Origin of the sequence: Roseiflexus sp. RS-1, assembly GCF_000016665.1 — a bacterium.
Classification (GTDB): Bacteria; Chloroflexota; Chloroflexia; order Chloroflexales; family Roseiflexaceae; genus Roseiflexus.
This window is the reverse complement of the sequence record NC_009523.1, coordinates 4,992,501-5,017,099: the sequence shown is the minus strand read 5'-3', so window position 1 is coordinate 5,017,099 and position 24,599 is coordinate 4,992,501. Positions and strand designations below refer to the sequence as shown.

22 protein-coding genes and 1 pseudogene are annotated in these 24,599 nt (G+C 59.5%); 13 read left to right on the top strand and 10 right to left on the bottom strand.

Annotation, left to right across the window (positions count from 1 at the left end; translation table 11 throughout):
- Positions 1–11: 11 nt before the first annotated feature.
- The 4 genes from ROSERS_RS25315 to ROSERS_RS20645 form a co-directional block, all read right to left on the bottom strand.
- Positions 12–1,508 (bottom strand): Eco29kI family restriction endonuclease, encoded by a 1,497-nt coding sequence (locus tag ROSERS_RS25315; RefSeq protein ID WP_198136329.1) that lies wholly within the window; start codon positions 1,506–1,508, stop codon positions 12–14.
- 220 nt (positions 1,509–1,728) lie between these two features.
- Complete coding sequence (locus tag ROSERS_RS20655) at positions 1,729–2,007, bottom strand: HU family DNA-binding protein (protein WP_011958693.1); 279 nt, start codon at positions 2,005–2,007, stop codon at positions 1,729–1,731.
- A gap of 118 nt (positions 2,008–2,125) precedes the next feature.
- Positions 2,126–5,056: a type IV secretory system conjugative DNA transfer family protein gene (locus ROSERS_RS20650; protein ID WP_011958692.1), complete on the bottom strand. Its 2,931-nt coding sequence runs from the start codon at positions 5,054–5,056 to the stop codon at positions 2,126–2,128.
- A complete protein-coding gene (locus tag ROSERS_RS20645) occupies positions 5,053–5,463 on the bottom strand; it encodes a hypothetical protein (protein ID WP_011958691.1) in 411 nt (136 codons plus the stop codon). Before ROSERS_RS20645 ends, ROSERS_RS20650 begins: the two co-directional genes overlap by 4 nt.
- A 300-nt stretch (positions 5,464–5,763) precedes the next feature.
- On the opposite strand from ROSERS_RS20645, the gene ROSERS_RS20640 reads away from it, so the two are divergent.
- The 4 genes from ROSERS_RS20640 (at position 5,764) to ROSERS_RS20625 (ending at position 10,186) form a co-directional block, all read left to right on the top strand.
- On the top strand, positions 5,764–6,933 hold the full coding sequence (locus ROSERS_RS20640) for an amino acid ABC transporter substrate-binding protein (protein WP_011958690.1): 1,170 nt from the start codon (positions 5,764–5,766) through the stop codon (positions 6,931–6,933).
- Positions 6,934–7,002: 69 nt separating this feature from the next.
- Positions 7,003–8,193, top strand: a complete 1,191-nt coding sequence (locus ROSERS_RS20635; protein ID WP_011958689.1) for an amino acid ABC transporter permease — start codon at positions 7,003–7,005, stop codon at positions 8,191–8,193.
- Positions 8,194–8,196: 3 nt separating this feature from the next.
- Complete coding sequence (locus tag ROSERS_RS20630) at positions 8,197–9,408, top strand: amino acid ABC transporter permease (RefSeq protein ID WP_011958688.1); 1,212 nt, start codon at positions 8,197–8,199, stop codon at positions 9,406–9,408.
- Between the two features lie 16 nt (positions 9,409–9,424).
- Positions 9,425–10,186, top strand: a complete 762-nt coding sequence (locus ROSERS_RS20625) for an amino acid ABC transporter ATP-binding protein (protein ID WP_011958687.1) — start codon at positions 9,425–9,427, stop codon at positions 10,184–10,186.
- 29 nt (positions 10,187–10,215) lie between these two features.
- Here the strand turns inward: ROSERS_RS20625 and ROSERS_RS20620 are convergent, their stop codons facing one another.
- Positions 10,216–10,596, bottom strand: a complete 381-nt coding sequence (locus tag ROSERS_RS20620; RefSeq protein ID WP_157041174.1) for a hypothetical protein — start codon at positions 10,594–10,596, stop codon at positions 10,216–10,218.
- 123 nt (positions 10,597–10,719) lie between these two features.
- On the opposite strand from ROSERS_RS20620, the gene ROSERS_RS20615 reads away from it, so the two are divergent.
- The 4 genes from ROSERS_RS20615 to ROSERS_RS20595 all read left to right on the top strand — a co-directional run bounded on the left by ROSERS_RS20615 (position 10,720) and on the right by ROSERS_RS20595 (position 12,719).
- Positions 10,720–11,040, top strand: a complete 321-nt coding sequence (locus tag ROSERS_RS20615) for an SHOCT-like domain-containing protein (RefSeq protein WP_232282696.1) — start codon at positions 10,720–10,722, stop codon at positions 11,038–11,040.
- A 746-nt stretch (positions 11,041–11,786) separates the two neighbouring features.
- Positions 11,787–12,017 (top strand): DUF2281 domain-containing protein, encoded by a 231-nt coding sequence (locus ROSERS_RS20605; RefSeq protein ID WP_041334220.1) that lies wholly within the window; start codon positions 11,787–11,789, stop codon positions 12,015–12,017.
- Between the two features lie 207 nt (positions 12,018–12,224).
- A complete protein-coding gene (locus tag ROSERS_RS20600) occupies positions 12,225–12,446 on the top strand; it encodes a hypothetical protein (protein WP_041334217.1) in 222 nt (73 codons plus the stop codon).
- Positions 12,447–12,449: 3 nt separating this feature from the next.
- Positions 12,450–12,719 carry a type II toxin-antitoxin system RelE family toxin gene (locus tag ROSERS_RS20595; protein WP_041334214.1) on the top strand — a complete coding sequence of 90 codons (270 nt, stop codon included), beginning with the start codon at positions 12,450–12,452 and terminating at the stop codon, positions 12,717–12,719.
- Here ROSERS_RS20595 and ROSERS_RS27010 read toward each other — a convergent pair.
- Positions 12,717–12,993, bottom strand: a pseudogene (locus tag ROSERS_RS27010) (IS5/IS1182 family transposase); the annotation flags it as partial. The gene ROSERS_RS20595 and the pseudogene ROSERS_RS27010 sit on opposite strands and share 3 nt — an antisense overlap.
- A 156-nt stretch (positions 12,994–13,149) precedes the next feature.
- Here ROSERS_RS27010 and ROSERS_RS20585 point away from each other — a divergent pair.
- The 5 genes from ROSERS_RS20585 (at position 13,150) to ROSERS_RS20560 (ending at position 16,886) form a co-directional block, all read left to right on the top strand.
- Positions 13,150–13,557, top strand: coding sequence for a hypothetical protein (locus ROSERS_RS20585; protein WP_041334207.1), 408 nt, complete (start codon positions 13,150–13,152; stop codon positions 13,555–13,557).
- Between the two features lie 246 nt (positions 13,558–13,803).
- Positions 13,804–14,565 (top strand): hypothetical protein, encoded by a 762-nt coding sequence (locus tag ROSERS_RS20580; RefSeq protein ID WP_041334204.1) that lies wholly within the window; start codon positions 13,804–13,806, stop codon positions 14,563–14,565.
- Positions 14,541–14,903, top strand: a complete 363-nt coding sequence (locus ROSERS_RS20575; protein ID WP_157041173.1) for a hypothetical protein — start codon at positions 14,541–14,543, stop codon at positions 14,901–14,903. The genes ROSERS_RS20580 and ROSERS_RS20575 overlap by 25 nt, the downstream gene beginning before the upstream one ends.
- A gap of 822 nt (positions 14,904–15,725) precedes the next feature.
- On the top strand, positions 15,726–16,286 hold the full coding sequence (locus ROSERS_RS20565; RefSeq protein WP_011958683.1) for a Uma2 family endonuclease: 561 nt from the start codon (positions 15,726–15,728) through the stop codon (positions 16,284–16,286).
- A 111-nt stretch (positions 16,287–16,397) separates the two neighbouring features.
- A complete protein-coding gene (locus tag ROSERS_RS20560) occupies positions 16,398–16,886 on the top strand; it encodes a hypothetical protein (protein WP_011958682.1) in 489 nt (162 codons plus the stop codon).
- Positions 16,887–16,921: 35 nt separating this feature from the next.
- On the opposite strand, the gene ROSERS_RS20555 is transcribed toward ROSERS_RS20560, so the two are convergent.
- From ROSERS_RS20555 to ROSERS_RS20540, 4 genes are all read right to left on the bottom strand, one after another.
- Positions 16,922–18,967 (bottom strand): hypothetical protein, encoded by a 2,046-nt coding sequence (locus ROSERS_RS20555; RefSeq protein ID WP_011958681.1) that lies wholly within the window; start codon positions 18,965–18,967, stop codon positions 16,922–16,924.
- A 32-nt stretch (positions 18,968–18,999) separates the two neighbouring features.
- Positions 19,000–21,048 carry a M66 family metalloprotease gene (locus tag ROSERS_RS20550; protein WP_011958680.1) on the bottom strand — a complete coding sequence of 683 codons (2,049 nt, stop codon included), beginning with the start codon at positions 21,046–21,048 and terminating at the stop codon, positions 19,000–19,002.
- Between the two features lie 143 nt (positions 21,049–21,191).
- A complete protein-coding gene (locus ROSERS_RS20545) occupies positions 21,192–23,156 on the bottom strand; it encodes a hypothetical protein (RefSeq protein ID WP_198136328.1) in 1,965 nt (654 codons plus the stop codon).
- Entirely contained in the window at positions 23,140–24,483 is a 1,344-nt protein-coding gene (locus tag ROSERS_RS20540; RefSeq protein ID WP_011958678.1) for an endo-1,4-beta-xylanase, read from the bottom strand. The genes ROSERS_RS20545 and ROSERS_RS20540 overlap by 17 nt, the downstream gene beginning before the upstream one ends.
- Positions 24,484–24,599 lie beyond the last annotated feature (116 nt).

The window sequence follows — 24,599 nt, the reverse complement described above, 5'->3', positions numbered from 1 at the left end:
TGCTCCTTGCTTCAGAACCATCTGTTGACCATTAAGAGGGGGATGTGAGAAGTATACTTGATAACGTTTAGATATGCAAGTGTGGCGCAGGAAATGGAGAGGGAGCGGGAAGGTTGCAGGTTGCAGGTTGGAGGTTGTACGTTACAGGTTGCAGGTTGCAGGTTGCACGTTACAGGTTGCAGGTTGCACGTTACAGGTTGCAGGTTGCAGGTTGCAGGTTGCAGGTTGCAGGTTGCAGGTTGCTTATGTCTCCCTTTTCCGGGGGCATGATTGCCGAAGCCGGGGACAATCGTATTCCATACCGGCTGGTACATTTCGATGAGCAACGTCTCGGCCAGCGGAATCCAGATATCATCAACAACCAGATATCGACATCGGAAGTCTGTCAGATCGAGGTCTTGCGCCTGTTCAATTGAGAGAGCGTGCTCTCTCAGGCGATTGAAGAGAACAGCACCCGGTGGAGTGTTAAGCCCATATCCGCCGATCCTGGCGCCAGGGGGCACGGCTTTTCCTACATAGATGGGTTTCTCTTCCTTTCCAGAAGATAGAGCCAGAGATGCATACAAGTCATGACTTCCACTATAGTATAGGGCATATACTCCCGCTCCTTCAAAGATAGGAGGCGGTAGCGGATGGATATTCTGTGACAAAAGTTCTTGTACGATGCTTTTTGCAAGATTTATTTTTTCGAGAGGATTAAGATACGGAGGTGATGTGATAACGATATCAATGCTCGAATCAGGCAGTATATGACGCACCTGTCGTGAGTCGTCGTTGATGACCTTTCCCTCGGGAAACGGTTGAAATTGCATCATGTCGCGGCGATAGACGATAATATCGTGTTCCATGTCGTAAAGCCGGGCGCTGAGCAGACCGGCCACGTCTGCGTTCAGGACATCAGCTTTCCCAACGGCAGAGCGTGATCCGAGACTCGGCTCGTATGAGTAGTTCGATACGTGAACCAGGATGGAACCGAATGCAAGCAGCATCAGATCACGCACCTGCGGATCGGGTACGGCGTGAATGAGATCGAGACAATGCAGGACTTTGCGTTCGACTGCCGGACTGAAGAAGGGAACACGGGATCGAAAAGCGGCCGGTGGACGGGACGCAGGCGCAGGGAGAAGCCGTGCGAGGTCATCGCCGCACGCCCACGCTTGATCAATCGCTTCTGTTATGCGCCTGGCGCGCTGTTCAAATGCCACGATATGCGCTCGTACCGACGCGGGATCGAGCAGAAACGCTGTGCATTTCACGCGAGCGGCAAGCGCTGCGAAGGGGTTAATCTCGAATCCAATCGCGTTGTGTCCGTGACGGATGCTTTCGACCAGGGTTGTTCCTACTCCAGCGAATGGATCGAGGACGCACGTGTTTCTTCCGGCTCCATCCGGAAGATAGCGCCGCAAGGCATCGACGACGAAATCAGCGGAAAACCCGGCAATCCACGGAACCCAACGATGAATGGCATGCCGCTTGTTCTGCTCGAATGCCGGATCACGGAAGATCACGACATCCTCCTGGTCTTCGAAGATGAAAGAATGTTGTATCATATGTTCTGCATGCACCGATCATGAACGGATAGCAGGCGACTGTACCCGGCCATCATACGTTGAGTCTCCCGGACGTGCAACCCCATGCGGCTCGCGCGTGACAAAACTCCTTTGCAAATGATGATGCCGGCGAATGCCTCGCCGGCACAGTGTGCATTCGTGGTCAGAACTGTGCGACTCAACTATCCTTCACCGCGTTCTTCAACGTGCTGCTGGCGCTGAAGCCAGGGGTTTTGGTCGCCGGGATCTGGATTTTTGAGCGGGTCTGCGGGTTCACCCCTTCGCGCGCCTGACGCTGCCGCACTTCGAATGTGCCGAAGCCGGTCAGGGTGACTTTCTCGCCGCGCTTCAGCGCTTCGGTGATGACTTCCAGCGCCGCATCGACGATCTCCTTGGTTTCCTTCTGCGACCGGTTCGCCCGCTCGGCGACCGCTTTGATGAAGTCAGTCTTTTGCATACCGGTTCTATCCTTTCCTCCAGAGGATGATGAAGCGTTTTCCTCTTCAATATGCAGTATACTGCGTTTGTCAAGTGGGGTTCCTCATCAGGACGCTGCAAAATGCCTCTGAACTTTTTCACGTCGAGTTTAAGGCGTGCTGATGCGATCTTTTCTGACGCCCGCGCAGGTATTCGGCGGCAGCCAGCACCCGCGGACGCGCCGCATAGAGACGCGATAGCCAGCGTTGACGTTCCAGTCGGTCGGCGATACAACCGGGATGCGCAAGGATGTGCTGCCGTTGAACGTGCCTGATCCGCTCCCACCGCCGCAGAAGTCGCTGCCAGTCGGCGTCGCTGAGGTGCGCCAGTTCATTGGCGGCAGTTGCGCCTGTACCGGCATCGTAGACGACGCGCGCAATGAACCGGTCCGCCGGATCGGCGTCGTCGGGCAGAACGTCGCGCCACGCCGGTCCCTGGTATGGCGGCGGCGACTCGTCGTGCACAGCGGGCCAGGGGAGCGGTTGCATCGAAAAAGGTCCGGCCACCACGCCCCGGCAGCGCAGGACGGCGTACTGATGGTCGTTCGGCGGTTGCCCGCTCAGATCGGCGGCGGTGAGACCGCTGGCGCCGTAGGCGCGCGCATAGATGCTGGCATCGGGTTCCTGGGTTTGCAGCATGATGCGGTTCCCGGCATTGATCAGCATCAGGTCGCGGAGATCACCCAACTGCGCCAGCGCCTGATGGGCGTAGATCGTCGGAATGCCGAGCGACCGCAGGCGCGTGATGGCAGTCGCTATATCGGTTGTGTCGCTGTTGCCGATCAGCACCTGGAGTTCATCGATGATCAACGGATAATCGTGGCGGGTGCGGTCGCTGCCGCTACGGCTGAAGGCGGCACGCACAAATGCCTGGGCGATCAGCATGCCGACCGCGCCTGCCAGCCCGCCAAGCGCCACATCGGGAAGCGGAACCAGCACGATCATCCGGTCGGCAATCATCTGCGCCAGATCGAGCGTGGGGCGTGCCTGCGCCACCAGATAGCGCGTCGTTTCAGCGGTCAACAGCGCATCGAAACGCCTCAACAGCGCGTCGCAACTGGATCGCTGCCCCTCACCCAGGCGCGGGTATGTCTCAAGCCAGAAACTGGCGACCTCGATGTTCCGCGCCGACCGGAGCAGTTCCTGGCGGTACGCTTCGTCGATCAGCGCCTGTTTGACGTGCGCCAGTGTGGGATGCGTTTCGCCCTCCAGCACCAGCAGCGCTGCCATACGCGCGAACTGCTGCATGCCCGGCGATCGCGCCCACGTATCAGGATCGATGCGCGCGAAGGTTGCCAGGATTTGCCCCAGCGCCAGATCGGCGCCGCCCGGTTGCGTGACATCGGCGCCCGCGAGCGGGTTCAGTCCGATGGGCCATGCCGTGTCGAGCGGATCGAGCAGGATGAACCGTCCTTCGTCCACCGTCGGAATCAGTTGACGCACGACATCAACCAGACTACCGCCACGATCATCGCCTTTGCCGTCGATGAGCATGAATCCGTGTGGGATCAGTTGCTGACACAGGTTCGCCAGCAAACGACTCTTTCCGGCGCCCATACCGGCGGTCAGGTGCAGAATCTGACGCAGATCGCGCAGCGTCGGTCCAACCGGTGCGCTGTGTCCATCGGTATGCGCGGCGTATCCGACGATGATACGCTCCGGATCGTCGGCGCAGAAGGCGTGAGGCGGCGCTGCAATCCGGCGGCACGGATCACAGCGCATCAATCCGTTCGACTGAGGATTGGAAAGATTCCACAGATACCCCACTTCTCCGGCGCTCAAAATGTCCGGTCCACGCCAGAGACGGAACGGCAGTAGCAGCGTGGGGGGATGTGAGACCGGCGGCGTGCGCAGGTGCGATACGATCTGCATCTCCTGACCCACGGTTATCTGACGGACCGACGCACGGGCAAGCGGGACGAGACGCTGCAAGCGGCTTGCGGTGCGTTGCTGGAATGCGCCAAGCGCATCACCGATGGCGCGGAGCGCAGTGATTGCGTCATCACGCTGCCCGGCGACGGCGGTTGCCACGATGGTCGCCTCGAATGCGGCATCGCCCAGTTTTGCCTCGATGGCGGCAATATCCGGCGCAAGCGCATAATCCTGGCGCTGTTCAAGCGTCAGTTTCAACGCCATCGCACGTGCGCGCCATTGCCTCCCCAGCGCCCATCCGGTCATGCCACCCTGCGGGCGCAGGGCGATCTCCAGCCCGGCGTGCACTACGCTGCCGTGGGGTCGGACTGCCGCCAGCAATACTCCTGCCAGTTCATGTTCAACAACGAGCGCCGGTGTATGGAGCGGATAGGCTGGCGGCAGCGCCAGACCGAAGCGCTGCCAGGCGATCCAGCGTCCAGGAGTTGCCGCTGCAATGAGCGGATCATCGGTGGCATCGATCTGTGCGCCCGGAGCGCTGCTGCGTACTGCGCCGTCCAGCACACCCATAGCGCGTTGTTGATCGTCTGGCGTGCCGCTGATCAGCGCCCCCAGTTCTGCGGGGAGATCTGGCGCGCCGCTGATGATCAGGGTATACGGTGGAGCAGGATGCATCCAGAAACGCTTCGCCATGCCGCCATGAATCATACGCATAAGCGCGCCTGGTCTGGCGACCGATGCGCTCGTCCCGGCGAGGGTATGCGCGGGGCGAACCCGCAGGCAGATCGTCGAGCGCGTAGCGCGACGTGCAGCGTGGCGCGCCAGGATCGCCGCGATCAGCGCCACGCTGAGTTCCCCCGCAAGGATGCACAGCGACGCCACTGCCACGGCGCTGATCATCGGGAACAGCGGCGGCTCGAATGCACGCCGCAGCAATGCTGGCGCAACGACTCCTGGCTCGTGCAAGACACGGGGTAACAGGATCGCCTGGAATGAAGGCGAGTCGGCAACCTGCGGCAGCGCCAGCGGTTGGACAAGCGCCAGCACAATGCAGATCAACGCCAGCGCGCGCACGAGATGGAACGGCAGGTCGGGACGCGGCGGACGGGTCGCCGGCGGCGGGTTTGAAGGCGAGGGACGGAGTGCAACGCGGCTCATTGGTCCTCCATGCGGCTCGAACGCACCTGCGCTACGATCCAGTCACAGTCGTCCCGGCAAAACGGGCGCGGCTCCCGCCAGCGCAACGCTTCGGCGCGTGGCTCAACCAGCACTCCGGCGCGGTCGAGCGCTTCCATCACCGTCCCGGCGTAGCGCCGTTCATCTGGCGGTAACAGCGCTGCGATGCGCCCTTTGGTGACACCGGGCGGAACGACTGCCACAATCGATGGCGCCGTTGCCAGCATTGTAGCAATCGCCGCCAGCCGCTCGACCGATAAGGTTTGAGGAACATTTTTGGGTGCGCCGGTGCTGTCATCGTCTGGCGGGTCACTCGCGGATGCCGGTTCCAGCGCGCGCAGCAGCGCAGCAATCAACGAATCGGACGTCTCACTGCTGGCAGATCTCATTGGTCTTCCCCTGTTTCTGGCGAACTGTTTGACGCGGAACTCAGAAGCGGACAGGCGCCGTTCCTTGCGGAGAGCAGGATAGCATGCATCCCCCTGCCATAAAAGAGGTCATTGTATCCAATTGCAGCGCGTCAAACGGGTGGGAGGCGCATGGGACTGAAGGGACAGGGCGAGGCGAATCTGTGACATGTTCGGACGCTTTTCACTCCGGCACGCGCCGTTTTACAAAGAGCGAAAAAGATGGTATATCATGCAAAATCCGCAAACAGATTCTCCAGAGGACAGGAAAGGACGTGAGCCATGAAACGTGCGCTCGGATGGCTGCTTGTTATTCCGCTGTTGCTGGCAGCATGCGGTCAGCAGGCAGCACAGACGGGGCAACCCGTCGAAGTCACCCGCATTGTCGAAGTCACCCGCGTCGTTGAAGTCACCCCTGCAGGCGGAGCGGCTCTGGTTCAACCGGCAGCAACCCCCGCTCCCGCTCCGGCGCCTGCCGCGCCAGCCGGTTTCGGTGAGACGCTCAAGGCGATCCAGGCGCGCGGCAAACTGATCTGCGGCGTCAACAGCCAGGTGCCCGGTTTTGGTTTCGTTGACCCGACCGGTGCGTTTAGCGGGTTCGACATCGACTACTGCAAGGCGCTGGCAGCAGCGATCTTCAACGATGTCAGCAAAGTGGAGTATCGCCCGCTGACTGCCGAGCAGCGTTTTGCCGCACTCCAGAGCGGTGAAATCGATGTGCTCATCCGCAACACCACCTGGACGCTCACCCGTGATACCGATAACGGCGGCAACTTTGTCGCTACCACGTTCTACGATGGTCAGGGCATCATGGTACCGAAAGCCTCGAACATCACGAAACTCGAAGATCTGAACGGTGCGACCATCTGTGTGCAGAAGGGGACCACGACAGAGTTGAACCTGGCGGATCAGATGGCGGCGCGTAAACTTCAGTACACCCCTGCCGTCTTTGAAGACGCCAACAGCACCTTCGCCGCATATGCAGAAGAGCGCTGCGATGCGGTGACAACCGATAAATCCGGTCTGGTATCGCGCCGGTCGGTGCTGCCGAACCCGGATGATCACGTCATCCTCGATGTCACCCTGTCGAAGGAGCCGCTCGGTCCAATGGTGCGCCAGGGTGATGATCAATGGTTCGACATTGTGCAGTGGACGGTGTTTGCCACCTTCGCCGCCGAGGAGTTCGGCATCACGTCACGGAATGTCGATCAGGCGAAGGAGAGCGATACGCGCCCCGAAGTGCGGCGGTTGCTCGGCGCCGATCCGAATGTGGACCTGGGCGCCAAACTGGGCTTGAGCAAGGATTGGGCTGCGAATGTGATCAAGTCGGTCGGCAACTATGCCGAAATCTACGACCGCAACCTGGGACCGAATACGAAGACGGCGATTCCGCGCGGTATTAATAACCTGTACACGCAGGGCGGGTTGCTCTACGCGCCGCCGTTCCGGTAAGCCGAACGATGCGATCTCGCAGGTTTTTCCTGCCTGCGAGATCGTCTTCCAGCACATACACACAGAGCCATGGAACACCCTCCGCGTTCGACATCCCCAATGCGGTTGAGTCGCGCTTTCTGGCGTGATGAGCGCGTCATCCAGGTCGCTGCCCAGATCCTGTTTCTGGCGCTGGTTATCTGGGTGGGATCGATTGCGCTGCGCAACATGCTGACGTCGTTGCAGCAGCAGGGTTTGGTGCTGGGGTTCGACTTTTTGAACAGCGGCGCCGGGTTCGATATCAGTGATGCTCCAATCCCGTACAGCAGCACCGATACGTTCGCTCGCGCCCTTCAGGTCGGGTTACTCAACACGATCCTGGTGAGTGTGCTCGGCATCGTTCTGTCAACGCTGCTCGGCATTGTGGTTGGGGTGGCGCGTCTTTCGAGCAACTGGCTCGTCAACCGCATGGCGTGGGTGTTTGTCGAGGTGATGCGCAATGTGCCGCTGCTGGTGCTGCTCGTGTTCATTTACACGGCATTCTTTCTGAAACTTCCCCGCGCGCGGCAGGCGGTGAGCCTCGGTCCGATCTACCTGAGCAATCGTGGGGTGGCGATACCCTGGGGCGAGCCGACCGACACCTGGTCGCTCTATGTTTCGGTTCTGATCGGCGCCCTGATCGCCGGTGCAGTGGTGGGTCTGGCAATGCGCTGGTGGCAGAACCGGAGTGGTCGTCCGCGTCCGCAGGTTGTGCCATCACTGCTGACGATGACGCTGATTGCGCTGATCGGATGGTTCGCCCTGCCGCAACCGCCGCTTGCGCTTTCACTGCCGGAGATCGCCGGCTTCAACTTTCGCGGTGGTCAGGTGCTCTCACCCGAATTTATGGCGCTCCTGATCGGTCTCGTTATCTACACCGCAGCATTTATCGGCGAAGTGGTGCGAGCCGGCATTCAGGCGGTGCCGAAAGGTCAGGTCGAAGCGGCGCGGGCGCTGGGTCTCAACCCATCGCGCACGCTGCGGCTGGTCGTGTTTCCGCAGGCGTTGCGCGTGATCATTCCGCCGGTCACCAATCAGTACCTGAACCTCACCAAAAACTCGACGCTGGCGGTCGCCATCGGATACCCTGATCTGTTCGCAATATCGGGAACGATCATCAATCAGACCGGGCGCGCTGTTGAGATGATTGCAGTGGTCATGGCGGTGTATCTCATGCTGAGTCTGATCACGTCGCTGGTGATGAACTGGTACAACCGTCGTGTACGTCTGGTGGAGCGTTGATGCATGGGTGCCAATACGCCAACAGTTTCTAAAACGGCGGAGGCGCTGCCGCCGCCAACCGAACGCTCCAGCATTGTTCGCTGGCTGCACAAGAACCTGTTCAGCACCTGGTACAACGCGCTGCTGACGGTGGTGATGCTGTTTCTGGCGGCGCTGATCGTGCGTGGCGTGCTGGAGTGGGCATTCACCCAGGCGCGCTGGGAGGTGATCACCGCCAACCTGCGCCTGTTTATGGTCGGGCAGTATCCGGTTGCGGCGCTCTGGCGCATCTGGGCATGTGTTGCGCTGCTGGCGCTGCTGATCGGGATGTCGTGGAGTATCTGGGGCGGAGCGCAGCGCGGCGGGGCGATTGCGTTTGGGGCGCTGCCGTTTATCCTGGCAATCATCACGTCCGACGAAACAGCGCGCCTGGCGCTGCTGATCACCGGGATTGCCGGTGTCGTCGGGTATGCGCTGAGCTGGCGATGGAGCGCCGCACTGCGACGGATCAGCATCGTCGGCTGGATCCTCTACTTTCCCATACTCTTCGTGCTGGTCAGCGGGGTCGGCGCCGACGATAGCCCCATTCCACCGGTACCGACCAATCTGTGGGGCGGATTGTTGCTCACGCTGTTGCTCTCGGTAGTTGGCATCGTCTTCTCCTTTCCGCTTGGCGTCCTGCTGGCACTGGGGCGGCAGTCGAGTCTGCCGGTGGTGCGATGGCTCTGCGTGGCGTACATCGAACTCATTCGCGGAGTGCCGTTCATCAGCGTCCTGTTCATGGCGCAGTTGATGCTGCCACTCTTTCTTCCCGGCATCACCATCGACCGGGTCGTGCGCGCGATGGCGGGCGTGGTCATTTTCAGCGCCGCCTATCTCGCCGAGAATGTGCGCGGCGGCTTGCAGTCGATCCCGCGCGGTCAGTACGAAGCGGCGCGCGCGCTGGGGTTGAACCCGTGGAAGATGACACTGCTCATCATTCTGCCACAGGCGCTCCGAGCGGTCATTCCCATCCTGGTCGGGCAGTTCATCGCGCTCTTTAAGGATACCTCGCTGGTGGTGATCGTTGGTCTGCTCGACCTCATGGGCATTGCCAGAACTGTCCTGGCACAGCCCGATTTCCTTGGATTGCAGGCGGAAGTGTACACATTCGTCGCATTCATCTATGGCATCTTCTGTTACCTGATGTCGGCGTTCAGTCAGCGCCTGGAAGCAAAACTGCACACCGGACGCTGAAGCGCGAAGCGAGCGTATGGGCACGAACGTACCGTCAACAGCCGACCCAATAATTATCTGTCGCGATGTTCACAAATGGTACGGCAACTACCACGCCCTGCGCGGGATCACCATGGAAGTGCGTCGCGGCGAAGTCGTGGTTGTGTTTGGTCCATCCGGATCGGGGAAATCGACCTTTATCCGCACCATCAATCGCCTGGAAGATCATCAGCGCGGACAGATCATCGTCGATGGCATCGAACTGACCCATGATGTGCGCAACATCGAACGCATCCGCATGGAGACCGGCATGGTCTTTCAGCAGTTCAATCTCTTCCCACATCTGACGGTGATCGACAATATCACGCTTGCACCAATCTGGGTGCGTGGATGGACGAAAGCGCAGGCGGAAGAAGTGGCGATGCAGTTGCTGAAGCGAGTGGGCATCCCCGAACAGGCGCGCAAATATCCGGGGCAGTTGAGCGGCGGTCAACAGCAGCGCGTCGCCATTGCGCGCGCCCTGGCGATGCAGCCGAAGATCATGCTCTTCGACGAACCGACATCCGCCCTCGACCCGGAGATGATCAAAGAAGTGCTGGATGTGATGGTCGAACTGGCTGAGAGCGGCATGACCATGATCGTCGTGACGCACGAAATGGGGTTTGCGCGCGCCGTCGCCGATACAATGTACTTTTTCGATCAGGGACAAATCGTTGAGAGCGGAACACCAGAGCAGATCTTCGGCGATCCACGTGAAGCGCGCACGAAACTTTTCCTGTCACAGGTGCTGTCGCACTGACCGCGTGCTGCTCGTGAGGAAAGCGGCGATCAGCGCGGTGATGCCAGTGCATTGCGCACGGCAGGTTCTTCGGCAACTGCGGCGGGCGCTGGCGGCAGCGCGGTACAGAGGTGCAGGCGCCGGTCGCGCAGTTCGGCGCAGGTATGCTGTGCGCTGGCGCTGAACATGCCGCCGATGGCGAGCAAAATCCCCATCGTCGGGTTCCGCAAACGCACGAATTCCGCCAGGTCCTGCACATCGGCAGAACCGATCAACGGACGCGCCTGCGCCAGCACAAGCACTGGGTGACCATCCCCGTCCACCAGCGTGACTAACCAGCGATTGCTGCGGAGGCGCTCGATCTCCACAACTCGATATCCGGCATCACGCGCCATCCGTTCAAAATCGGGCATTTTGGGGCGATGTTCCACGGGTGGCCTCCTGGCGAGTGCGACGCCAGCACAACTGGCAGGCTGATGCCGCAGAGACGGTGCGAGCGTGGCGTAGTCGGGATAGTGTCGTGGGATACTGCTTGCTCACAGTATATCACACGTGTGAAAAGTAAACAAATCGTGAATGACCCGCCCCATCCGCCCGGACCGCCGCACCCGCCCGAAGCGGCGACCGGCGCAACGATCCGGATCAACGTCACGCAGGCGCCCGATGCCTCTGCACCCGCCGATGAACCGGCGCAGGCGACGGCGCCTGAGCAGGCTGCGCCGTCCTCCGGTGCGACGCTCGAAGATCAGCGCGCCGCCATTCTGCGCATGGTCGCCGATGGGCGGATCACGCCAGAGGAAGCCGATCTGCTGCTCGAAGCGCTGGGGACGGATCAGGAGCGCCCGTTCCGGAGTGATGATCGCACCGGCATGTGAGGAGCATGCTGCCACATCCCGACGCCCTTTTTCCCTCATCCCCCCTCCCCCCTTCTCCCCTTGTGGGAGAAGGGGGGAGTTTGAGCGTTCTGATGGCTGAAACGGGAGATGGCGCGCAGGGGCTTGCCAAAACATCTACCCCTGAGAGATCCCCCGACCCCCTTCCTCCTGCGCGCGGGAGAAGGGGGGAATTGGGCTTCCTGATGCTCCACATAAGGAGTGCGAGACCAGAAGGCGCCAGAAAACGCTCTATCTGTGAGCCTGGCGCCCCGTCGTCATCCTAACAGCGAAGGCGCAGCGCACTCCTCCACGCTCCCCGGCGGGAGTGCGCTCACCACGCACCGGCAGGCGAACGGCATCGGAACGCGCACATGCGCCCGGCAGCCGAACAGCGCATCGTTCATCAGCAGCGCCGCGCGCCGCTTCCCCGTTGCCCCATCCTGCGCAGGGAGGTCTCGCCATGCACAGCCGCCAAAATGAATGATGTGAACGCGCGTCAGGGATGGGCTGCACACGAGAGAACAGGCGCATTCCTGACTCCTTGACAGATGGCAATTCTTGTGTTGTAACATGGTGGAGTATTGTGCGTATGGATGAGCATAGCCGTTGCCAGGGGTTACGATACAGGATGATCTCTGCACATGCACCCCTGGAGGCGGATGATACGGAATCTGTGTAAGGCGCCCTGGAGGGGAGAAAGCGGAATCTGTATAAAGTTGGGCGCAGCGTCAAGAAGGGGCAAACGCATGAGTGTCTATGATATGACTGTAACCAAGATTCGTCAGTTGCCCGAATCGCTTATCCAGGAAGTGAGCGATTTCGTAGATTTCTTACTGATGAGACAAGACGCTACTCGCTGGCAACTGTGGAATCAGTTTACGGAAGCACTGGAACTTTCCGAGTCGGGTTTCTCCGATTACCTGGCCGGACTTGAAGACTATGAAAATCGTCTGGCACGCGGAGAAATTGAATGGTAACCGTAACTGAAAAGGCAAGAAGGCGCCGGGTTTCAGCCACCATGTCAACCTTTTCAGGCAGGGCAGGTTTATTCTCCCACGAACGGGCCAGCGAGCACACGCATCAAGCCGACCCGCAACGCTCGCACCGCTTGTCCGGCGCGGTTGAAGCGCAAGCTGTTAGCCAGCGCATTGTGTGATATGTCTTCGCAAATTAAGGAGAGAAACATGGCGCATACAACAATTGCCGACATGACTGTGGACGACTTGAGAAAGCTCATCCGCGAAACAGTTATTCAGACATTGTCTGAAATGCTGGGCGATCCTGACGAAGGTCTCGAACTCAGAGATGAGTTTAAGCTCGAACTTCAACGTGCTCTGGCTACAAATGAAGCAGGTAAAACAATTTCTGCTCAGGAGGTTGCCGCCAGACTTGGTCTGACGTGGTGAAACATGGCTCAGGTAGAGTTTACGGAATCGGCGCAAAGTGATCTGGCCCGCCTTGACAAGCCTATAGCGCAACGAGTGCTGAAAAAGTTGCGTTGGTTGGCGGAAAATCTTGAAGTTGTCACCCCGGAAGCACTCATAGGTCAGTGGCAAGGCGTATTCAAATTGCGTGTTGGAGATTATCGAGTGCTGTACACCAGCGATTTGGAGAAGCAAAAGATTATTGTGCGCTTTGTCAGGCATCGTCGTGAAGTTTATAAGAGCCGATCCGAATAACCCGGCGGCACGCAAGGCGATCACGCTACAGACGAAGCGAAGGAAGGCAAGATACTGCCTGGGTTTCTTCTTCCAGCGCACCAGCAAGCGGCGAAACCGATTGAGCCAGCTCTGACCGCGCCTGACCACCCGACGCTGTGCGTGCGATCTCCCCGGCTTCCTCGTTGCGACTGTGCATGGGCGCGGTACAGCCACATTCGCGCAAGGTTGCACGCACGTCTTTATCATCGTAGCCTTTGTCCAGGCACATACCCTGCGCACTGCATCGGTAGGGGCGGGTTCCAAACCCGCCTGCCAGGACGTTCTGATGCTGCTCGAAATGTATATCGCACATGTTTTCTGTCCACTCTTGAAGACATCGAGGTGAGACTCGTAGAGACGGAGATCTGACCGAGGTGGGTGTGGATTCACATCGTACCCGCTATACGGCATGACAACTGTTCGTACACTCGTAGAGACGGGGGACCTGACCAAGGTGGGTGTGGAGGCGTTGGAGGAACTCCTGGTCGTCGGGCAGGCAGGTCAGGCAGTCGCAGTTGAACCTGGTGTCGCAGACAGTGATGAGGGAGTTCTCGAAGTCGAAGTCCTGGATACGCAGGCGCAGTGCTTCGAGCAGCAGGCCGCTGCCGCAGAGAAGGCAGGTGACAAGGTAAAGCGCGCTGCCAGGTTTAGCGAGGACGTACAAGCATTCGTCATGGCTGTAGAAGCAGACGAAGTGCACGCACCGGTAGAAAGAGGCTTTCTCAGTGCGGATGGAATAGCCGCGCAGGCAGACGTTTTTGCAGAGGCGATCGGTGATTTTCTCCTGCGCATATTGCTATTGCTCTCCCCTTGCTGACAATGTTTTTTTGTGGTACAATATCCGTAAAGGTTAGAGATTTAAGTATATATTAAGCCTAAAGTGGCTGATTCTCGGAACGTTTTTCTTGACATGTGTGTAAAAAAGTTTCTGTAGTCTCTCCAGAAAGTATTGTTGAGAAAACGAAAGAAGTCCTTGACTGGTATACCAGAGACCCGATAAGCCGGAGTGACTTAATGCCGAGCGGTATACATCTGCCCGTTGTACAAGAAGCCGTCGAGTCTAATGAAAAACGTCATTCCAAAGCTCTTTCGCTGGCAACCTTCCCGTGAGACGCTTATAGTACTGGTTGCTGGGGCGGTTGTTGTTGGTTTGTCAGCAGCAATGCTACTTTTCGAGAACTGGCCCTGGGTAAGGATTGCGATTCGCGATGTCGGGCAGATCTTCCTCGTGGGTATTCTTCTCCCTCTAGCATACATTCAACGTTCTGGCAAAGACTGGGCCGAGTTTGGCTTTAGCTCAAAGAAGTGGCCTGTCTTTCTTCTAATCAACCTTGTCCTTGGAGTGCTTTTGTTCTTCTCGTTTCTGTCTGGGAGTCCGCCTCCGGCAGATTTCCGTCTCAGTGCGTCAACTGTATGGTCAGCAGCTTACGTCATGCTGGCCTTATGTTTTGAATTGGTTTTCTTCTACGCTTTTCTGCGGACTTTCTTCGAGCAAGCTTTTGGCATCGTGCCTGCGATTATCATGACGGCGTTGTTTTACGCTTTTCATCATATAGGATTCCAACCAGAATATGGCAAATTGATTTTCGTTGGTTTGCTTTACGCTACCACATATCGGCTAGGTAACAGCGCTTTGTTGATTTTTCCGTTTTTTCTGGGAGTTGGTGGAACCTATGATGTTCTTATCCAATCGCAAGAGGTTTCACCTATTTTGTACCCGGAAATACGCACCTTGTATCTTGCGGTTGCCATTTTAGCAACGGTGGTTTGGGTCTGGCGAAAGGTGAAAGGAGAGAAGCCGTGTATGAACGGCCCGGTTGCGTGACCGCCTATGCTATCCTTCTTGGCATCGCCGCCGTAGTAAGTTGCATGGCTGGCTTTTTTTTACTTGCCAACAGCAGGGACGGGATACAGGGTTTGTCCTCCATAGTGTTCGCCGCCGTGATAGCCGCCTTGTATTTCGTGATTGCCAGAGGACTCTGGTTGCTGAGAAACTGGGCGCGCATCGTCGTCATTGTTCTGCAAGTCTTAAGCGTATTGGGCATTCTGTCCCAGCTACCCAATAACTCCTCGGGACTTGTTCTTATCGTGGCAGTATTTGGATTAGCAATAGCAGCCTACATTCTGTACTGGTTTGCATCTCACGGTGAGTATTTTGAGTAAGCTGCCCAACATCGGGTGAGACCGACGTCGCTATTGTGACCCTGGATTGGTGTGGGTTTCATTGTCGTAATGTGTCTTGAGGCGAGGGAGGTTCAGCCAGGTCGCAGCGCAGCTTGCCGAGCCGCCGGACTGCAACTCCCCTTCCTGCCTTTCTACGCTTCTCCTTAGCCCTGTTCAGGTGTTGACGAAATGCCCCCGGCTGTTCGACAAGTTTGTCAGTGCGTGTTTACGGGGTCAGATAAGCCGTCCAACCTTTTGCCGCAGCGGACGCCGTTTCGCTGCGCCTGGCGCGGGTGATGCGCAAGCCATTGAGCGGCGGTGCGGAAACCCATTGCGTCAGTAGGGAGAGTTTACAGAAGTGGCGCAAAGTGATCTGGTCTGCCTGGACAGGTCTCGCTCACCCTGACCTTCTCCTCACCAGCCTTACCGACCCTGACCCATTAATCCGTGACGCAGGCGTGGAGGCGCTGGGTGCTCTCGGCGATGCCCGTGCCTTTGAAGCAGTACTCAGTTGCCTCATCGACCTTGACACCCTGACAAAGAGTGTTCCCTCACCCGTCAAGCGCCGTCTGACACTGCATCCGCCCGACGCAGCTTCCGCCTCGCAATTCCGGCGAGTCCTGGTCGCATCGATGCTGGCAGAGCAGGCGACTCGACCTTGACCCGTCGCGCGGGTCATGCTCACGTTGGGGCATTGATCACACACGGTTGTCGCGACCAAAGCAGGACATCGTTTCTGACACATATGCTGTCGCATTCTTATTCTGTATGGTATGATCAACGTGACTGGCCAGATAGGACCCGTAGAAAGGAAGCGCGACAATGGCCATCCATATCGCGCGTCGGCAGTTCACGGTTGATGACTATCATCGGATGCGGGAAGCGGGCATCCTGACCGAAGATGACCGGGTGGAACTGATCGACGGAGAGGTGCGGCGTATGAGTCCTGTTGTCCCATTGCATGCCGCGATCGTGAAACGCCTCAACACCTTGTTGATGCCCCATATGGGCACCTTGATGCTGATCAGTGTCCAGGATCCGATCCAACTCAATGACGTTAGTGAACCCGAACCGGACATTGCGATTCTGCGGTACGACGCGAGTTATTACGCGCAGCACCATCCCACGCCAGAGGCGGTCCTCTTCGTGATAGAAGTGGCAGATACGTCGCTTGACTATGATCGGGACGAAAAACTCCCACGGTATGCGGAGGCCGGTATTCGCGAAGCCTGGATCGTGGATGTGGAAGCGGAAATCGTCGTACAATACACGCAGGCGATAGGGTGCCAGTATCTGACCAGGCGGGAATATCGACGGGGCGACAGCATCACGTCTGTGGCAGCGCCCGGTATTACCCTCCAGGTCACCCACATTTTCGGATAACGAATGTCCCACGTCGTGTTTAAAAGCCCTGCGCGTATCGCTGCATACCCTGCGCCCTGCAGGTGAACGTGGTATAATGCACTTTGCAGCATCACATCGCAGGAGCGTGGTATGGATTCACCCACACCAGACGACATCAGCGCCGAGCTGGAGCGTTTGGCTGAAGAGCAGATCACCGACCTCGACTCTGACGCGACGGATCGTGTTCGTCGAGGACGGCAGCGTCGCGCTCGCGTGGCAACGTTGTACGCTCAGGGGAAACTCCAGAGTTCGCGCGACTTCTACCACGCGGCGCTGGTGATGCTCTACGGCGAAGAACTGGCGCATTGGGAACTGGCGCGTACCCTTGCCCGTCGCGCTGCCAGTCTGGGAGACCCGCGCGCCTGGTCGATCATCGCTGCGGCGTGGGATCGTGCGCTGCTTGCGCGTGGCTTGCCGCAACGTTTCGGCACACAGTTTGTGCGCGAAAACGGGCGCTGGACGGTCGGAGCTGTGGATCCGAATGTTACCGATGCCGAACGCGCTTTCTACGGCATACCGCCGCTCTGGGTTCAGCGTCAGAGCGCCGAACAACTCCAGCGCCGCGAAGAGAACCGGTGAGGGTCTTCCCACGCCGCCGTTCCTCTCCCCAATCTTTAGCGACGCTTTGCGCCGTCCACCTGTGCAATAAACATTGTTGCCTGCTCCTCGTACCGCTCCGGCGTCACAACATCGATCGACGTCAGCACATCTACCAATTCAGCGCGCGTGTACCCCTGCGACTCAACCCGGAGCGCATAGCGCGCCTGGTATGGTGAAAGATCGACAATCGCCCGGTAGCGCCATTGGAGACCGGGATGCAGCACGACAGCGTAGTTTTTCACAATAATCCGTTCTTCATCAGGGTCATCGGACGTTCTGTCCGCCTGCGCATCGGACAACGGGACCAATCTGACCGTTAATCGACGCCCCGGCGCATGGTAGAGCGCCACGTACCCTCCGGCTGTCTCCCCATCGCGCACCAAAACTGCCTCGACCGTACCGGGTGGCGGATCGGGCAACAGGATGGACGAGCCGATCGCATCATCAAGCGGAATGACCGATTCGGACGGGATCAGCGGGATATGCGGCGTGGCAATGTCGTCCAGGCTGAGAAAGGTTCCCTGACCATTCCAGGCAAATGCGATGCCAAACGTTCGCGTCTCTTCACGTGGATCGACTTCACGCCCGCCATCGAATGCCCAGACGGTGCGACTCACCTGTTCGCCTTCGACGGGACCGATCAACTCACGAATTTCGCGCAGCAGTCCGGTCGCACTATCGATGGCGAGAAGGATCGTGGCATCGGCGTCGCCTGCATCCGGCGCATCGGGTGGAAAGCCAGGCAGGCTGACACCGCGAAACCCAACAACTTCCACCTGTGTTCCATCATCCATCTGGCGTTGTCCCCAACTTTGCAATTCGGCAGCACGTGCCTGTGCCAGGTAACGTCGGGGCAACGCCCATGCCCCGCTTTCCAGTCGCGCCTTTAGCAAACGATGTCGCCGATCGGCATCAGCAGGAAAGCGAACCCCGGACACATCCTCACGATCAAGCGGAACTCCTATTGTCGCGCTATAGGCGGGCGTTATCGCATACCAGGCCTGGCCACGCCGATCAGCAAGTTGAAACTCGTAGGGACCGCCTCCCTGCTGATGCACGAACTGGATACGATGCTGACCATTCTCCCGATCGATCCAGAGATCACCCCGTAGATTCGCATAGGTCTGATCAGCGAAGGTCCAGCGAATAAGGTAGCTTCCCCGCCAGACGCCTTCACCCGGCGGGGGAGTGTACAGGGTTTCTCCGGCACGCTCGACCAGTTCGCGGAGCGAGTAGGGCGAGACGGCTGGCGGCGGAGGTTCGTCGCGCGCGCGGGGCCAGACGATCAGCATCGTCAGAAGCAGCACCGCCAGCGGCAGAATCGCGCGATGCGTCCATTGACTCTCCATCAGGCGACGCAGCGGCGGTCGTGTATCCGGGTGCGCTGCTGCAACTGTTTGCGCTGCAACGTCCGCTGGCAGACGTACCGGGCGCAACGCATCGCGCAGCACCTCGTTCACCTGCACCGTCAGGCGGCGCCACTCGCGCAGCGCAGCACGGCATGTTTCGCAGAGCGCCAGATGCCCGCGCACATCGGAACTGGTCTGTGCGACGGTCGGATCGAGAAGCAACGCCATCCGCGCCATACGACACTCCTCCGGCGCCTGATCCGGATCGAACAATGTCGGATCAAGGTCGGGATCGAGAACTGGCAACAGCGCCCTGATCGCGTCTCGCACCCGAACACGCCACTCCTGCCCGATCGGCGCCAGATTGTCGGTCGTGAAAGCGTGCAGCGCTGCCAGCCCCAACGCCAACCGCTGCGCGCGCGGCAGGCGTGCGATCGCTGTAACCAGCGGCGCATCTTCGGTTCGCACCATTCCTGCCGTCACCCAGGCAGGAACGCCTCTTCGCCTGAACAGACCGCGTTCCACAGGCAATTGCTCGTACAGCGCGATTGCAATCGTGAGCACATCTGCAGCGACGTGATTGCGAAACTGCCGGGCAGTACGCACCAGCAGCGCATTCGCTGCCGCCTGATCGGGGGACAACAACACCGCCAGACGGTACAGGTCATCACCGTACTGTTCCAGCGCTTGCTCGAAGGAGGTTGCAGACATTGGAAAGACCTTTGCCGGTTACGCCACCATCCTCAACGCTGTTCGACTCGAACCAGATGATCGGCGTACCCCACGTTCCCTGCGCTATCGCGCGCCGTCAGACGAACATGGTACTCGCCCGGCGCGAGATTGTCGAGAAATACTGTCTGTCCCGTTCCTACCGATACGCCATTGACCTGCCAGGCAGGATCGTCGAGCGCGCCATCATCGCGATCCGACGCCCTTCCATAGAGCAGCAGCGGCGCACCAACCGGCAGCGTCGCAGGACCATCGATCCACGCCTGTGGTTGGGCGTCATCGGCAGCCGCCGGTGTTCCGTCAACAACGATGATGCCACGGCTGTCAGCCAGAACGATCTCGAACCTGCCATGCCCGCCGCCGGGAAGCATCTGCGGATTGAGCGACAGACGTCCGCCGACCAGATCGACTCCCAGCGTCGTCCAGCGTCTGCCGTCGTGGGTGTAACGCACCAGCGCCGGAACAGATGTATTCGACCAGGAGAGCGTCCATGTCGCATTGTTACGGGCGATGGTTGCGGAGGCTGCGACTGCTGGCGGCACAGCGTCAGTTGCCCGTTCCGCAATGACCACCCCATTGCGGATCAAACGGAAACTGGCAACCGGTCCAGCAGGCGTCGGCACAACTGTGGTAATGCGACGATAGATATGCCCATGATCATGATCATGTGCGACAGACTCTTCGCCATAGCGGTATGGTCCTTCCGCTTCGACAGCAGCGACCGTATGGGAAGCGAGCAACGCTCCGGCAGCGTCCCGCAGTTCGACCGTGTATTCGCCGCGCTGTGGAGCATCCGGCGTCACGCCATCGAGCGCATACACCGGTTCCAGTGTGGTGCCGTCGTCCGTCAGCACGGCGCGCACCAGATACCCGGCGCCGCTCTGCATCACGCTGGCGCCATAGATGCGCTGATTATTCAGCAATCCCTGATACGTAAAATCCGAAACCCACTGCGGTTGACAATAACTCATCAGGTCCTTCGTATTGTCCGGTGCAACCGGACTCCAGACGCGCGCCCGGCTGATGTCGAGACCATAGACATCCGGACCGATCGAAGCATTCGAGTATGGAAAAGGTTGACGTGGATCGCCACTGACGCCGCACGGCGCATGGAAGCGACCCAGATTGTGCCCGATCTCATGGGCGGCAAGGCGACCGGCGGCATCGGTGGAACCCGTCAGATCCAACCCCACCGATGCACGCAACCCGACCCACCCGATCCCGGCGATCCCGCTGCTGAACCAGCGATCACTCCCATTTGCGATCGGTATCAAGCCGTAGTAGACCCGCGAAGACGGTGCACCGTCGCTCAATTTGACATCCGTTATCAGATCGAGCAGACGTTCCCATTCATTGCCGCTCCGCAAATCACCGGTGAAGGAAATCGGCGCACGCAGTCGAACGTTGATGCCAGGGATGGGATAGGCGCGCATCACCCAATCGCTCACAGTGTCGCGGGTCGGCGCCGGGTAGGTGCGCCCGTTGGGGGTGTGGGTGTACTGAACCGGCACAATCGTGAGATCGAGGCGCGGTACGGCGAGAAACTCCAGCGTCTGCGTCAGACTATTGTTGGTCTCGTTCACTTCGGTGATCCGATTGTCGGGATCAACGACGATGCTGAGTCGCACATTGCCCGACAACCATTCAGCGGGCAAAGCCAGGTTGAAACTGCTGGCATAGTTTCCACGCGACACACCGGTTGTCACCGTGCGTGGATCCGAGCGGCGCGGCGAGCCGGGCAGGGGAATGCCGTTGCGCGATGCTGAAGCTTCAACAATCACGTTAGACGCTTCCGTAACGCCGGATACGGTTACATACACGCGCGCTACTGTTGGACGACCCGCAACCATCGGCACAGTGTTGCTGCTATTCTGCACCGACTGGGTTATCTCGACCTGATTGAGAACGAGATCGATCGTCGCAGGGCGCGTAATCAGCGGCAGATAGACTCGCCTGTCCGACGAAGGAGACGACAGATCGGCGCGCGCTGCCGGATAGTCGTGCGTTGCCAGGAATACGGGCAGCAGCACCAGGATCAGCGCCAGCATAGTATGGTGATGCATGGTATTTGCTCCTTACGGATAGTGTGCCGCTTCTCTCAGTATCACAACGTTCAACGTTCAACGTTCAACGCCCAACATTACAACGTTCAACGTTCAACGTTCAACGTTCAACGCCCAACATTACAACGTTCAACGTTCAACGTTCAACGTTCAACGCCCAACCTCCTCCCCCCCGCCACACCTGCCGCCAGCGCCGTACTGACCAGCAACCCGGCGACAGCCAGCGCACGAATGAAACCGATCTCGCTGCGCAGCAGATACCCGATCCACAGGTCGGTCGTGTGGCGAACGGTTGGAACGAAATACCACCCCCAGCGGTAGCGCGGACTTGCCGGCGGCGGTTCGATGGCTGCATCAGAGAGCGGCAATCGAATGCCACGGTCATCGACGGCGGTGATCGCATCGATCCGCAACCCGACCATTCGCTGCCGCTCCGTTCCCGGTATCGTCTGCACAAACGGCTGCGCCCGCAGTACCAGCAGTGCGCCCGGCGGTGCAAGCACATAGAACAGGCTTCCCTGGCCATCACGCAACGCAACCTGACGACCGGCGATGTCGAGCGTCGGGTTACCCGGCGGCGCGCCGGTCGGACGATCATCGTTGATGCGGAGTGTGAGCAGTGTCGGTCTGTCGCTCCGGCAGGATAGTGTTCCGTATGCGCCGGTCATGCGCGGCAGTAGCGCATCGCGCATCTCCGGGAAGTAAAACCCGTCGCCGATCACGCATTGCCCGCCGCCATACCGCGCCTGCCAGCGTTCCGCCGCAATGCGCCAGTGCGCCAGCAATGGCGAGTGTGCCGCCTCGAAATAGATCCGGCGGTGCGGAATCTCCATATTGAGGTAGATCGCCGGGTTGACGAGAACGCCTGCCAGTGCATTGATTGTTCCAAACACCAGGATCGCGCTGACGATAAGGCGTATCCCGATGCCGCCACCTGCGGCTGCGCGCTCGAACACCGGCGTTGCCAGCACCGCCAACAACGGCACGATCGGCAGCAGCAATCGGGGTCCCCAAACCCCGCCGCCATCCCAGGCATGCCAGCGCGCATACAGCACCACATGCACAATGACCAGCAGCAGCAGCAGCGCTGTTTCCAGACGCCAGCGCTGCCACAGCAACGGCGCGCCCGCCAGCGCCAGCGCCGCAACCGGCGCGTACAGGAACAGGCTTTTGCCAGGACTGAGCAACAACCCGGTCAATCCAGTCAGCAGCGGTGTGGTAAAAGCGCTCGCTTCATCGCCATAGCCGCTCGCCAGCGGTACACCAAAGCGCGCCAGATTGTAGCCGATAACCAGCGCCACACCGGGAACCAACCCCAAACTCCACAGACCCAGGTGCGCCGCCATCACACGGAGTCGCTCCACCATTCCACGCGACGCACCCGGGCAGGAAACCGTTGCTGCCGCCACATACAACATCAAAAACGGCACAGCAACCAGCGCAGCGATGCGCGTGACGAGCAGCAAACCGGTCGCAACGCCGGAGATCAGCAGCGCTCGTCGGTTGTGACGCACGGACGCGCTGTACGCCCGTTCGACCGCCAGGATCAGCAGGAGTCCCGCCAGTGGCTCGGAGAAGAAGGTGCGGGCATAGGGCCACGCCAGGCTCGCCACGCCGAACGCACCCGCTGCCAGCCATGCTGCCCGCCTGCCATACCCCAGAGATACCACACATGAGAACAGAACCGCACCGGTAGCAGCAGTCACCGGTGCATTCAGCAGACTGACCGTGAAACGGGTGAGGTACTCGTAGACCTCGACCGACGCACCGCCAGCCAGCAGCGCGCCGAGGGCGAAGAATGGCAACGCCGCCAGCGAAGGAAGGATGCCATACGGCGAAACCATGCGTCCATCGCGCCCTTCCCGCAACGGCATCGGCACGAGATCGTCCCCCTCGATAGCGATGTCGCCGCGTGTCGCCAGTCCGCGTGTCACATAGTACATCGCCTCTTCGTCGGGCGAATAGAGATGACCGCTCGCCGTCAGCAGGTAGAGCGCGAGCAGAAACAAAAAAGCGGCGAGCGGCGTGCGCCGATGCGCCGCTCTCTCCGCAATCCGTGAGGTATCCGGCGAAAAGGTCGATTGCATCTGATCATTCACGACGGGCATGATACTGCATGATGTACTGCTGAACCGCCCGATACGCCGGGCGCGGCGAGTAATCGGCGTTGATGATGCTGAACGACGCCTGTTCGTGCCAGGGTTCGCCGTTGCGCGCACGCAGGGGAGCGAAGTTCAGGTTCCACAGAAACATGGCATCGACCCACGGGTACCGTTCGGCAGTCCATTCCATCGCTCCGACGATATACTGCGCCTGCTGCTCATATGATACCTGATTGCCGAACTCGAATCCGGGCGTATTGTTGCGCGTCGCCCAACCGAACTCCGTAATCCACACCGGCAGGTCCGCCAGACCATACTCCTCCATCAACCGACGAATACGTTCCACATTGCGGAAGTAGAACGTTGGATGGTCGGTCCACCCCTGCGCCGGACTCGGCGCGTCGGGCCAGAATGTCTCCGGCGGGTTGGCGGAGCCGCCAGGATGCACGCCAAGCGCATCGACATAGTTGCGAATGATGCCGTTCTCATAGGAGAACATTGCACTGTAGTAGCGAATGTCGGAAATGGCAATCCCAGGACTGTCAACCGCTGTTGATGCTGGCGCGCCGCTCACAACGATGATCGTCGGATCGATCGCTTTGATACGGGTGTACGCCACTTTGAGGATTTCGACATAGCGCTGTGCGTCTTCGGTTGAGACATATCCGCCATTCTCATACGCCAGGTTCTGCTCGTTCCAGATCTGAATGGCGTGAATGCGCCCCTTGTACCGCTGCGCCAGCGCCGCCACGAAGTTCCCCAGCGTTTCGGGATTCTCCGGCAACCCATCGCTGCCGCCGCGCCCGTAGAAGTGCGGCGACCGGACGACCGAGATCATCAGTTTCAGCCCGTACGCATTGACATCGGCAATCAGCGCGTCGAGTTCCGCGCCCCAGGCATAGAAGCCAGGAGGACCCTCCTGGTCCTTCCAGTGGATCTGCTGGCGAATCCAGCCAAACCCTGCATCCCGCGCCAGGCGCAACGGCGTAGCGCGATCAGTCCAGAATAGATGGGCATGAACGCCGAACTGCAACCGACGGACGCGCAACGGATGCGGCAGACCGCCCGGACCAAGCGGTTGCATGGTTGGCGGAATGGGTGTTGGGAGCGTCGTGGGAACCGGTTGCAGCGTTGGTGATGGAGTCACATTTGCTTGCGAAAACGCTGGCATGCCAGCAGGCGTCACCTGCAACGACGCGAGCGTCGGCGCACGCACAGCCGCAGTCGGCATTGCACCATCTGGCGGCGGCGCCGTCACAAACGCCGGGGTTGCGACACATGCCGCCAGCAGTGATGAGATCAGGATTGCAATGATGGTGAAGCGCGTACCCATGCCACTCCTCCTGCGCACACGAAACGATGAACGACTACTGTCACTGTAATCTCTCATCAGTGTGCGGACAATCCCCGCAGATAACGCAACCGTTACGCAAACATGGCAGATGCCTG

What these genes read in the sequence shown, in the direction of transcription:
- ROSERS_RS20595 (WP_041334214.1), top strand. Translation starts at nt 12,450, where the DNA reads ATGGCTCAGGTAGAGTTTACGGAATCGGCGCAAAGTGATCTGGCCCGC.
- ROSERS_RS20630 (WP_011958688.1), top strand. Translation starts at nt 8,197, where the DNA reads ATGGGTGCCAATACGCCAACAGTTTCTAAAACGGCGGAGGCGCTGCCG.
- ROSERS_RS20540 (WP_011958678.1), bottom strand. Translation starts at nt 24,483, where the DNA reads ATGGGTACGCGCTTCACCATCATTGCAATCCTGATCTCATCACTGCTG.
- ROSERS_RS20605 (WP_041334220.1), top strand. Translation starts at nt 11,787, where the DNA reads ATGAGTGTCTATGATATGACTGTAACCAAGATTCGTCAGTTGCCCGAA.
- ROSERS_RS20625 (WP_011958687.1), top strand. Translation starts at nt 9,425, where the DNA reads ATGGGCACGAACGTACCGTCAACAGCCGACCCAATAATTATCTGTCGC.
- ROSERS_RS20645 (WP_011958691.1), bottom strand. Translation starts at nt 5,463, where the DNA reads ATGAGATCTGCCAGCAGTGAGACGTCCGATTCGTTGATTGCTGCGCTG.
- ROSERS_RS20560 (WP_011958682.1), top strand. Translation starts at nt 16,398, where the DNA reads ATGGATTCACCCACACCAGACGACATCAGCGCCGAGCTGGAGCGTTTG.
- ROSERS_RS20650 (WP_011958692.1), bottom strand. Translation starts at nt 5,056, where the DNA reads ATGAGCCGCGTTGCACTCCGTCCCTCGCCTTCAAACCCGCCGCCGGCG.
- ROSERS_RS20580 (WP_041334204.1), top strand. Translation starts at nt 13,804, where the DNA reads ATGAAAAACGTCATTCCAAAGCTCTTTCGCTGGCAACCTTCCCGTGAG.
- ROSERS_RS20655 (WP_011958693.1), bottom strand. Translation starts at nt 2,007, where the DNA reads ATGCAAAAGACTGACTTCATCAAAGCGGTCGCCGAGCGGGCGAACCGG.
- ROSERS_RS20565 (WP_011958683.1), top strand. Translation starts at nt 15,726, where the DNA reads ATGGCCATCCATATCGCGCGTCGGCAGTTCACGGTTGATGACTATCAT.
- ROSERS_RS20545 (WP_198136328.1), bottom strand. Translation starts at nt 23,156, where the DNA reads ATGCCCGTCGTGAATGATCAGATGCAATCGACCTTTTCGCCGGATACC.
- ROSERS_RS20550 (WP_011958680.1), bottom strand. Translation starts at nt 21,048, where the DNA reads ATGCATCACCATACTATGCTGGCGCTGATCCTGGTGCTGCTGCCCGTA.
- ROSERS_RS20640 (WP_011958690.1), top strand. Translation starts at nt 5,764, where the DNA reads ATGAAACGTGCGCTCGGATGGCTGCTTGTTATTCCGCTGTTGCTGGCA.
- ROSERS_RS20585 (WP_041334207.1), top strand. Translation starts at nt 13,150, where the DNA reads ATGACAACTGTTCGTACACTCGTAGAGACGGGGGACCTGACCAAGGTG.
- ROSERS_RS20635 (WP_011958689.1), top strand. Translation starts at nt 7,003, where the DNA reads ATGGAACACCCTCCGCGTTCGACATCCCCAATGCGGTTGAGTCGCGCT.
- ROSERS_RS20600 (WP_041334217.1), top strand. Translation starts at nt 12,225, where the DNA reads ATGGCGCATACAACAATTGCCGACATGACTGTGGACGACTTGAGAAAG.
- ROSERS_RS20555 (WP_011958681.1), bottom strand. Translation starts at nt 18,967, where the DNA reads ATGTCTGCAACCTCCTTCGAGCAAGCGCTGGAACAGTACGGTGATGAC.